The following is a 10828-nucleotide window of genomic DNA, read 5'->3' as shown; positions in this document are numbered from 1 at the left end:
CGCCCGCCGGCACCTGAAACCATCATCCCGATGGATCACAGGCCGATGATCCACTAACAATCAACTTGGACCAGTCAGATGAGGCTGCTCAGGTGGCTGACAAAAGTGACGACTGCAATCTGAAACACGAACCGAACTATTGGCCGGGCTGTATACTGCTGTGCGGCGAAACGATTGGCAACGTTTCCAACTGTCAGAATACCAAACCAATGACGGTTCGCGTGTGGCGTAAGAAAAATAAGATTTGCCGAGATCGCCGAAGCGGGTGGTTTTGGTCACAATAAGGGTTGGTAAGGATGCCAGATTTATCAGAATATCGCCGGTTGGCCCGTGAAATCTCTGTCGATGCCGTGGCATTGGTGCCGGGTCCGAATTTCGACCGAGCCATGGGCAAGTCTTTCATGACTAACGAACGCCCCATCGTGGTTGTGATCCCCGCATCAGGAGAACCCGCTGCCATTGTTCCAAATCTGGAACTTGGCTCGTGGGATCAATTAAGGTTCGAAGGAGCGGTATTCGATTGGCGGGATGAGGCGGGTTACAAAGGGGCTTTCACCGCTTTGGCGAACCACCTGAGCATCGCGTCCCTTGCAGTTGAAGGACAGGTCATGCGTGTTTTTGTCTCTGACGCGCTGACCGAAGCTATGCCTGGGTTACAAATTACTGATGCGGAACACCAAATCTCGAACCTGCGACTGATCAAGTCCAGCAAGGATGTGGCCTCCATGCAAGCTGCGATCACCATCTCGGAACGTGCGCTTGAGCGGGTTATCGGAACGGTACACGCAGGTCAGACCGAGAAACAGATCGAACAGGATTTGATCCAGGCAATGTTTGCCGAAGGTGCCGATTCACTGGCCTTTACACCGATTGTGGTCGCTGCCGACAACTCGGCCCGACCGCACGGGAAAGCGCGTATGGATTATCGGATTCAAACCGGCGACGCGCTGCTCTTTGACTTTGGCGCGCGCAAGGATGGATTTGTCGCGGATATCACGCGAACCTTTTTCGTTGGCGAAGTCTCAGATGAGGGCAAGGCTGTCTACGAAACTGTATTACGAGCAAATCAGATGGGTCTGAACGTGTGTCGCCCCGGTGTGACGGCCCATGATATCGATGATGCAGTCATCGGCGTTCTTGAAGCATCCCCTTTCGCCAATCGCATCCGCACCAAGACAGGCCACGGATTGGGTCGGGATGTGCACGAGGCTCCATATATCATGCGCGGAAACAACCAGGTAATGCGCGCAGGCATGGTCTGGACCAACGAACCGGGTCTGTATGACCTGGGCAATTTCGGTGTCCGTATTGAAGATGACGTCTTGGTCACAGAAGATGGATGCCAATCACTGACCAGTTTCCCGAAAGAGCTTATTGTCCTGGGGGCGGGACGTCGATAACCGGGCTGTCCCATCCACACGGTTGGGGTCAGTGGATAGCAGCCAACATGATGCGGGTTGGATATGTCGCAAAGCACTGATTGTGAGGCATTGTCTTGGCAATCGCAGGGCACGGGTTCCCCTTCTGCCATGTCTTATCAAGTACAGGAAGTTGGGCTATTGTACCTGGCATTGCGCCTACACATGACGCGTATAAAGCGCTGGCAACCTGTTTCATATGGATGTTGCGAATTACAGGCAAAAAGACGCGTTGACCACAAACCTGAAAGGTGACCCATGTCTTTCTCAAGCCGTTCTTCAATTTCACGACGCCGCTTCCTTGCCACGACAACCGCTGGTGCGGCGGCAATTACCCTGCATCCGTTTTCGGTGGCGGCGGCCAATAATCAGGCGCATCTGCGCATCATGGAAACCACCGATATCCATGTCCATGTGTTTCCTTATGATTACTATGCGGACAAACCCCGCGACACGGTGGGCCTGTCCCGCACAGCGTCGATCATCAACGAAATCCGATCTGAGGCGACAAACTCGCTCTTGGTGGACAACGGCGATTTTCTGCAAGGTAACCCGATGGGCGACTACATCGCTTACGAGCGCGGCATGAAGGACGGCGACAGCCATCCCATCATCACGGCCTTCAATACGGTCGGGTATGATGCCGCGACGCTGGGCAATCACGAGTTCAACTACGGTCTGGATTTCCTGAACAAGGCTTTGGCCGGTGCCGAGTTCCCTGTTGTTCTGGCCAACGTCGCCAAGGAAAAAGGTGCAAACCCGCGTGACGACAAGACCCTTGTTCAGGCCTATGCCATCCTCGACCGTGAAATCGAGATGGGCGACGGCACCAAACATCCGATCAGGATCGGTGTCATCGGTTTTACCCCGCCACAAATCGTGAACTGGGACCGCAGGCACCTGGAGGGCAATGTTCAGGCCCGCGATATCGTCGAGACGGCTCAGGCCTATGTACCCGAGATGAAGGAACAGGGATGTGACCTGATCATCGCCCTGTCGCATTCGGGGATCGGGGGGGCCGATCATGAGGACGGCATGGAAAACGCATCGGTGGTTCTGGCAGGGGTCGACGGGATCGACGCGCTGGTCACCGGCCACAATCACCTGGTTTTCCCGTCACCGACATTTGCTGACCGCCCCGGGATCGACGTGGAAAAAGGCACGCTGATGGGCAAACCTGCCGTCATGGGCGGTTTCTGGGGGTCGCATCTTGGCCTGCTGGACCTGCTTTTGGAACGGGACGGCAATGAATGGCGCGTCGTTACCACAACCTCCGAGGCGCGCCCGATATCCAAACGTAACGAAGATCGATCAATCACCGCTCTGGTCGAAGATGATCAGAAGGTTCTGGAATCGGTTGCGAAAGCTCATGACGAAACGCTGGCCTATGTTCGACGCGCGGTCGGCAAGACCTCGGCCCCACTGCACAGCTATTTTGCGTTGGTCGCGGATGATCCGTCTGTGCAGATCGTCTCGATCGCGCAGAAATGGTATGTCGAAGACATGCTGAAAGGCACCGAGCATGAAGGGCTGCCAATCCTGTCTGCGGCAGCACCGTTCAAGGCTGGTGGCCGCGGCGGTCCGGAGTATTACACCGATGTCCCGGTCGGGGACGTTGCCATCAAGAACGTGGCCGATCTGTACCTCTATCCAAACACGGTCCGCGCTGTTCGCGTGAACGGGGCGCAGGTGCGTGGCTGGCTGGAACGCTCGGCCGGTATGTTCAATCAGGTCGAAGCTGGGTCCAAGGATGCGATCCTTCTGAACCCCGAGTTCCCATCGTACAATTTCGACGTGATGGACGGTGTGACCTATCAGATCGACCTGTCGCAACCGTCGCGCTTTGGACCAAAGGGCGAAGAGGTGAACCCCGACGCAGCACGGATCGTGAACCTTGCCTTCAATGGCGCGCCTGTTACGGATGACATGGAGTTCATCATTGCCACCAACAATTACCGTGCATCCGGTGGTGGCGCGTTCCCGGGCGCAATGGGCGACACGATCGTGTTCGAAGCACCGGACACCAACCGCGACGTCATTGTGCGCTACATTGTCGAACAGGGCACAATCGATCCCAAAGCGGATGCCAATTGGTCGTTTTCGCCGCTGGCGGACACCACGGTGTTGTTCGAGACGGGTCCAAAAGCCCGCGACTATATGGGCGACGTCAAAGGTGTGGCAATCGAGGACGCCGGGGAAGGCGCCGACGGTTTCGCAGCCTTCCGCATTAAGCTCTGATCCAAAAGAAATGTCGCAACGATAACCTGACCCGCCACCTTGGTAACTCGGTGGCGGGTTTGCGCTGAACACCCGTACAGCTCGAAGGCACTGCCCCTGCAGAGTCAGATGCTACATTTTCAATTCGCGTTCCCGACAAGCGTCGTGGCGGCAGGTCATAGAACTTAGCGAACCGTTTGATCGCCAACTGAACTTCTGCGCTCCCAGTTCTGTCAAAGAAGCTGAATGGGTGAAGGCAGGGGCAAGTTGGTGAAATCTGTATTCAAGGATCTCGCGGCAAAGGGAGATTGAATATCCTATGGCAGGTAAAAAGTAGTCGCCTGCTGAACGGCATCTTGTTTCTCAGTTTTTTGCAAAGGCGACGGGCTGCGACCTGTAGAGCACAGCAACAAAAGGTCTTTCAGCTTCTGAACTACATTCGATACCATGAAAGACTCCGCTCTGTTGATTTTGAGTTCCTGTAATCCCGTCAGTTTGTTCAGTCTCATTTGTACCAGAGGCCGAATTGAAGATTTTGCCTTTCCCGTTACTTTCGTCAGCGTTTTAAGCCTGAGTGCAGTTGGATATTACAACGCCATGGGCCAAATCCAAATTCTATTGTACGCCGTGCGCCATCGGACTCGTTGTCTTACGTCGCACTTTGGGGTCTTCGTCGCTGTCTCGGCCAGCCTCTTTTTACGAACTGGCGAGTTTTGACTGATCCGACGTGTCAACTCTCGGCCTTGATAGCAGCGATCACAATGTCGATTGCGTGGTCCAGATCCGATTGCGAGATGGTCAGCGGCGGCGACAGTGTCAGAACGCATCCCTGACTGATCTTATAGCTCAAACCGGCCTGCAGACAGGCGTAGTAAATCCGTTCGGCACGCGCATTGCCCGGTATCTTTTCAACGCGATCATCAACGATTTCGACCCCGAACATCAAACCCCTTCCCCGGATGTCTCCGACGGTGGGTACGTTCTGAAGTTCGTCCATCAGACGACCAATTGCGTGCTCACCCAGCATGGCCGACCGATGAACCAACCCCTCATCTTCGATGATCTGAAGTGTTGTCAAAGCGGCCCGCGCGGTGACCGGGTTCTTTTCGTGTGTGTAATGACCAATGGCAAAATCCCCGCAAACATCCAATTGTTTGCGAGTAACACATGCGGCAATGGGAAGGATACCACCGCCAAGCGCTTTTCCAAGCGTCACAATGTCGGGAATGATCTCGTCATGTTCAAAGGCGAACATCCTGCCGGTTTTGCCAAGGCCGGTCGGGATTTCATCCATGATCAAAAGCGCGCCGTGACGATTGCACGCCTCGCGCACGGATTTCCAAAACCCCGGCGGTGGCACATAGGGCACCGCACGCATGGGTTCGGCTATGACCGCCGCCACATCTCCTTCACGCTCCAGAACATATTCGACCATTTTCGCGCAGGCCAACCCGCAGGTTTCCGGTCCCGCGTGATTGTATGGGCACCGGTAGCAGGCGAAAGGCGCGACATGTTCAGTCCCCGACAAGAGGGGGCCCGCGATATGACTGCGGAACGTCGCCTCGCCACCGACGCTTGCGGCGCCGAAGCCCGCACCGTGGAAGGCATCCCAGAAGCTGATTGTTTTGAACCGACCGGTCGCGGCACGCGCGATTTTGAGGGCAACCTCGTTGGCGTCAGAGCCGCCAGTGGTAAAGAGCATCTTCCCCAGATCGCCAGGCACGATATCTGCCAGTTTTTCTGCCAAATCCACTGCCGGGTCATTGGTAAAGCGGCGGGGTGCAAAAGGAAGATCATCAAGCTGCGCTTTGATGGCGGCTATCAGACGCGGGTGCCCATAGCCTATGTGGTGCACCGAGTTGCCATGGAAATCCATGTACCGGCGACCCTCCATATCCTCGATCCAGATCCCCTCGGCCTTTGCAATAGTGCTGAGGCAGGGTGATGACAGAGATTGATGCAGAAACACATCCGCATCGCGTTTGAGCAGAGGTGCCGACTTCGGTCCCATGGACTTTCGCAACCATGCCTTGCGCGCTTCGGATGTGTTTGATTCCCCTTCCGTGTGGACAATCTGTGGCATGTCCGCTCCTCATTTCTGTCATCAAAAGATGCGGGCCCCAAAAGGCCCGCCAGTATCAGGGAGGATATGAGGCGCCCTTCCCGTCTGTGGGGAAAGGGCGCAAGGTTTAGTTGGGCCAGGGCAGCGAATAGGTTTTGACGTTGGTGAAAAACTTCATCGCCTCGATAACACCCTCCTTCACGCCGTTTCCGCTGTCCTTGATGCCGCCAAAGGGTGACATTTCAATGCGGTAACCCGGCTGTTCCCAGATGTTGCAGGTGCCGACATTCAACCCGTTGATAAAGGCGATGGCCCTGTTCAGGTCATTGGTGCAGACCCCAGAAGACAGGCCGAACTCGGTCGAATTCGAGATCGCCATCACCTCTTCGTCGTTGTCTGGTACGCGCACGATCGGCACGATAGGACCGAAAGTTTCTTCCATCACCAGCTCGCTGTCATGGGGAACCTTGTCGACAACGATAGGCGGCAGCAATGCGCCCTGACGGCCCGGGTGATACAAGATTTCTGCACCCTCTTTCTCAGCCTGCAGAACGCGGTTCTCGAATATCTCCGCGGCTTTGTCGTGGATCACACACCCCAGCTCGGTTTCGGGGTCTTGCGGATCGCCGAATTTGATCTTCTTGGCCTTCTCCAGAACCAGCGGCACAAACTTGTCGGCCACACTTTCCTGCACGAGGATGCGCTTGACTGCCGTACACCGCTGACCGGAGTTTCCGGTCGCACCCGCCACTGCAATTGTTGCGGCTTTGTCCAAATCCGCATCGCTGAGGTCATTCAGAACGATCAGAGGATCGTTACCCCCAAGTTCCAGCGCCTGCCGCTTGTAGACGCCTTTCTCAGCGATCAACTTGCCCACCGGCACACCCCCGGTGAAGGTGATGATGTCGATATGTTCATTGGTGATCATCTCATCGCCAATGTCAGCCGGCCAGCCGGTCACCACTTGGAACATCTCATGCGGCAGGCCTGCTTCATAAAGTATGTCGGCCAATGTCAGCGCAGTCAGCGGCGTCAGTTCCGTGGGCTTGCAAACCATGCAATTATTGGTCGCAATCGACGGCGCGATTTTGTGGCTAACCATATTCAAAGGGTGATTGAACGGGGTGATCGCACTGATTGCTTTCACCGGCTCTCGGGTGGTGAAAATCTTGCGGGCTTTGCCATTGTGGGTCAGATCGCAGGAAAAGATCTCGCCATCGTCCTTTAGCGCCTCAGCCGCCGCAAACTGATAAACATCCTGTGCGCGTTTGGTTTCGTAGATCGCATGCTGGTGGCAGATGCCCAGCTCCAACGTCAGCCATTTCGCAAGGTAATCGCGTTTCTCGCCGATCAGCTCGCCTGCGCGCTGCAAAATCTGGCTGCGCTCGTACCGGGTCAGTTTAGGTTTGTAATTCGCCGCGATTTCGAATGCCCTGCGTGCGTGTTCTGCGGTGCCAGCGGGAACATGGCCCACGACCTCGTTGGTGTACGGGTAAAGAACAGGAATGGTTTCATCGGTAAAGACGATTTCGCCACCGATCCGCATTCCTTCGTTACGTACTTCGATTTTCGACATGGTCTGGTCTTTCATGGCTTACTGTGCCGCCGCTGTAGTTGCGTAGAAAAAGGCATCAAAGTTGCGCAGCACGGGTTGGTTTGGCAGGTCGATGACACGGTTCACGATGAAGGGAACTTCTTGTTCCGTCAAACCACCATGGCTGCGCAGGGGCTCTTTGAGCGCTGCCAGATCGTGGCGATGCTCGGACGTTCCGATGCAAATGTTTTCGCCAGAAACCATCACAATGTCGCCAATCCGATCACCGGGCAATTCGAACCGTTCAATGGCCTGAGCCTTGGTCAGCACATGGGTGATCCCTTCGGTCGCCTTGAGTTTGGCAATGATGTCACTCTGATCCGCGCCATCCGGCAGGTAAGCGGTCGCGAACGAACCCAGTGCACCATGATGCACGACATAGGGGTCAGTGATCGGAAGGATGACCCGCGCCGCATCCTTGCCCAGCCATTCGTCCATCAGGTCCTGCACATAGACGACCGAAGGGGATCCATCTGCCAGGTGCTTAGGCTTCATGCCATGATCAGCCGTCACCACGATGGCGGCCCCCAATGCGTCCAACTCGCCCAGATAGCGGTCGAACATGGCGTAGAAATCAAGTGCGCCCTTTTGATCGGGTGCAAACTTGTGCTGGATATAGTCGGTAGTCGACAAATACATGACGTCGGGCTTGAACTCTTTCAGCAGCTTGACGCCAGCAGCAAAAACGAATTCCGACAGCTCGGCCGAGTATACCTCGGGCACGTCCATACCCAACCATTTGCTGGCATTGTCGATGCCATGTTCCTCAAGCGTCGTTTCGCCCGAACGCTCAGAAGAGAATGCAACCGCCCTGCCCTCGTCAAACTTCAGCCCGGCACCAAGCAGCGCGCGAAGCTTGTCCTTGGCGGTTACCATCGCCACGCGGAAACCTGCATCATAGAACTGTGAGAAGATGGTCGGCGCGCGCAGGAAGCGGACATCGTTCATCATAACCTCTTCACCGGTGTCGGGATCAATAAGGTAGTTGCCGCAGATTCCATGCACGATCGGCGGACGCCCGGTGGCAATCGAAAGATTGTTGGGGTTGGTGAACGACGGAATAACAGAATGCGCCAGACGGTCTGTACCTTCCTCCCGCATCCGTTTGAGGTTGGGCATCAGCCCTTTCGCAATCGCCACGTCGAGGTATTCAGGTTCACATCCATCAAGGCAGATGGCAATTGCGGGCACCTTCGGCGTTGGGTAGACGCGCTCATTTGCTTCGACAGGGGTTTGAATGGTCATCTGTGTTTTCCTTGATTTTTACGCGGCCAACTTGGCGCGTTCTTCCAGTGCCCGGAGAGGAGGCGCAGCGCTTGTCACGCCCATTTCTTCCAGAGATTCTTTTGCAGCGATCACAACTTTACGCATGACATCTTCGTCCATCTGGCCGATGCAACCGACGCGGAAACTGTCGACGACAGTCAGCTTGCCCGGGTAGATAATGAACCCTTTTTCTTTCATCCGGTTATAGAACTGATCAAAAACGAAATTCTCATCAGCCGGGCAGAAGAAGGTAACGATGATCGGGCTCAACCAACGATTATCCAGCAGTGTTTCGAAACCCAGTTCCCGCATGCCCGCGACCATGACGTCCCGGTTGCGGGTATAGCGGGCGCCTCGACCTGCAACACCGCCTTCGGCAGTGTGCGCCCGAAGTGCCTCGATGAAGGCCGCAACCACATGCGTCGGCGGGGTAAACCGCCACTGTCCCGTTTTGTTCATATGCGCCCACTGCGCATACACATCCAGAGACAGCGAATGACTGTTGCCTTTTGCGGCTTCCAGCTCGGTCTTGCGCGCCACGATGAACCCGAAACCCGGAACGCCCTCGATGCATTTGTTCGCCGAAGACACCATGGCCTCATAACGAATTTCAGTTGGTTTGAGCTCAATCGCTCCAAAGGCGGACATCGAGTCAATCAAGAGCTTGCGCCCGGCGGCATATGTGACCTCCGAAATCTCTTCGACCGGGTTCAGAATGCCCGAGCTGGTTTCGCAGTGAATGGCGACGACATGCGTGATGTCCGGGTCATCCGCGAGAATGCGCGCAACCTCATCACCCCTCGGCGGCAGGTAATCGCCTTTGTCCAACACAACATGATCACGACCCAGGTACTGCAACGTTTGTGCTGAACGCTGCCCGTAGGCACCATTTGCCAATACCAACGCCTTTCCGTCTCGCGGAATAAAGGATGCCAGCATCGCTTCGACGGAAAACGATCCGCTGCCTTGCATCGGTACGCAATCGAACGCGTCGGCACCCTCGCCAAGCAGGTTCAGCAGGCTTGACCGCACCTCCCGCGTCATGGCGCGGAAATCATCGTCCCAGCTACCCCAGTCACGTAACATTGCCTCTTTGACCGCGTAGGACGTTGTCAAAGGACCGGGCGTCAAAAGGTAGGGTTCACCAAGGCGCGGTTGCTCTAATTTTGGTTTGGATGGCGTCATTACCAGGCTCCAGAACAGCGTTTTCAGGAACACAATTGCAGCAACGCTTGCTATATGTGAAATTGCAATTATCAATCTAATCATAAGCGCAGCCTATGAACGCATCTACAGGGAACTGCCATGCGACACAGCCAGTTGAAAGCCTTTCATTACGTGGCCAAACATGGGGGATTTTCCCGTGCGGCAGAGGCTTTGTATCTGACCCAGCCAGCGATTTCCGAGCAGGTCCGAAAACTGGAACAGGATCACGACCTGCTGCTGTTCCAGCGTGAACGAAAACGCGTGAACCTGACGCCCGAAGGCGAACAGCTTTACAGATTCACAAAACAATATTTCGAGATCGAAGATCAGATTGAGGACTACCTCTCTGAAACCAAAGCCGCGATCGATGGTGAATTAAGGATTATTGCCGATTCAGCGCATCACATGACATCTTTTCTAGGTTCGTTCCAAAAGAAATACCCGAAAATCACGATCACTGTGCGATCCGGCAACACCGAAGAAATCCTGGAAGAGCTTCGGTCTTACAATGCGGAAATCGGCGTTGTTGGCAGCCTGTCTCCTGGCAAGGACATGGACGTATTGAATTTGGGGTCCACTGAAATTGTGGCCTTTGCTGCCCGGGGCGTGCTGTTGGCATCCAAACCCACCCTGACCCTGGAGGAGCTTGCCGAGTTGCCCCTGATTTTCAGAGAGCACGGGTCAAAAACACGCGAGAAACTGGAAGAAGCCGCCGAGAAACAAGGTATCAGGTTAAACCCGGCGATTGTTGCTGAAGGCCGAGAGGCCGTTCGCGAACTTGTTGCCTCGGGTGCAGGTATCGGTTTTGTTTCTCAGGCGGAATATGGGCACGATGATCGATTGCGGCAAATCAAATTGAAGGGCGTGAATCTGCAAATGGGTGAGAGCATGATTTCCCTTTCCCAGCGTCGTGACGTCAAGATCATACGTGCGTTTATGGATTTTGCGGAGCGGGTGCATAAGGAGAAGGAAACCCCCGCAGATATGTGATCTGCGGGGGTATTGAGTTTTTTGTGTGGATTACCTGCTGCGCCAGGCCTGTGTGCGGGCCAGGATGCCTTTTGA

7 protein-coding genes are annotated in these 10828 nt (G+C 55.2%); 3 read left to right on the top strand and 4 right to left on the bottom strand.

The features are described 5' to 3' along the window. The first annotated feature begins 296 nt into the window (after window positions 1–296). Both ACR0ES_RS19835 and ACR0ES_RS19830 read left to right on the top strand, forming a co-directional pair. Window positions 297–1400, top strand: a complete 1104-nt coding sequence (locus ACR0ES_RS19835; RefSeq protein WP_480774566.1) for a M24 family metallopeptidase — start codon at window positions 297–299, stop codon at window positions 1398–1400. A 276-nt stretch (window positions 1401–1676) separates the two neighbouring features. Beyond that, window positions 1677–3656, top strand: a complete 1980-nt coding sequence (locus tag ACR0ES_RS19830) for a bifunctional 2',3'-cyclic-nucleotide 2'-phosphodiesterase/3'-nucleotidase (RefSeq protein WP_480871573.1) — start codon at window positions 1677–1679, stop codon at window positions 3654–3656. A 709-nt stretch (window positions 3657–4365) separates the two neighbouring features. Here ACR0ES_RS19830 and pbfA read toward each other — a convergent pair. From pbfA to ACR0ES_RS19810, 4 genes are all read right to left on the bottom strand, one after another. Next, entirely contained in the window at window positions 4366–5718 is a 1353-nt protein-coding gene (pbfA, locus tag ACR0ES_RS19825; RefSeq protein ID WP_480871572.1) for a (R)-1-hydroxy-2-aminoethylphosphonate ammonia-lyase, read from the bottom strand. Window positions 5719–5824: 106 nt separating this feature from the next. Continuing rightward, complete coding sequence (phnY, locus tag ACR0ES_RS19820; protein WP_480477695.1) at window positions 5825–7288, bottom strand: phosphonoacetaldehyde dehydrogenase; 1464 nt, start codon at window positions 7286–7288, stop codon at window positions 5825–5827. Between the two features lie 3 nt (window positions 7289–7291). Further along, window positions 7292–8536, bottom strand: a complete 1245-nt coding sequence (phnA, locus tag ACR0ES_RS19815) for a phosphonoacetate hydrolase (RefSeq protein WP_480484613.1) — start codon at window positions 8534–8536, stop codon at window positions 7292–7294. A gap of 18 nt (window positions 8537–8554) precedes the next feature. After that, window positions 8555–9742: a 2-aminoethylphosphonate--pyruvate transaminase gene (locus ACR0ES_RS19810; protein ID WP_480484612.1), complete on the bottom strand. Its 1188-nt coding sequence runs from the start codon at window positions 9740–9742 to the stop codon at window positions 8555–8557. 120 nt (window positions 9743–9862) lie between these two features. Between ACR0ES_RS19810 and ACR0ES_RS19805 the strand changes: the two genes are divergently transcribed. After that, complete coding sequence (locus ACR0ES_RS19805) at window positions 9863–10753, top strand: LysR substrate-binding domain-containing protein (RefSeq protein ID WP_480484611.1); 891 nt, start codon at window positions 9863–9865, stop codon at window positions 10751–10753. Window positions 10754–10828 lie beyond the last annotated feature (75 nt).

The organism is Ruegeria sp. N7 (genome assembly GCF_056531345.1).
This window is presented reverse-complemented; position numbering and strand designations above follow the sequence as displayed.

What these genes read in the sequence shown, in the direction of transcription:
- phnA (WP_480484613.1), bottom strand. Translation starts at nt 8,536, where the DNA reads ATGACCATTCAAACCCCTGTCGAAGCAAATGAGCGCGTCTACCCAACG.
- ACR0ES_RS19805 (WP_480484611.1), top strand. Translation starts at nt 9,863, where the DNA reads ATGCGACACAGCCAGTTGAAAGCCTTTCATTACGTGGCCAAACATGGG.
- ACR0ES_RS19835 (WP_480774566.1), top strand. Translation starts at nt 297, where the DNA reads ATGCCAGATTTATCAGAATATCGCCGGTTGGCCCGTGAAATCTCTGTC.
- pbfA (WP_480871572.1), bottom strand. Translation starts at nt 5,718, where the DNA reads ATGCCACAGATTGTCCACACGGAAGGGGAATCAAACACATCCGAAGCG.
- ACR0ES_RS19810 (WP_480484612.1), bottom strand. Translation starts at nt 9,742, where the DNA reads ATGACGCCATCCAAACCAAAATTAGAGCAACCGCGCCTTGGTGAACCC.
- phnY (WP_480477695.1), bottom strand. Translation starts at nt 7,288, where the DNA reads ATGAAAGACCAGACCATGTCGAAAATCGAAGTACGTAACGAAGGAATG.
- ACR0ES_RS19830 (WP_480871573.1), top strand. Translation starts at nt 1,677, where the DNA reads ATGTCTTTCTCAAGCCGTTCTTCAATTTCACGACGCCGCTTCCTTGCC.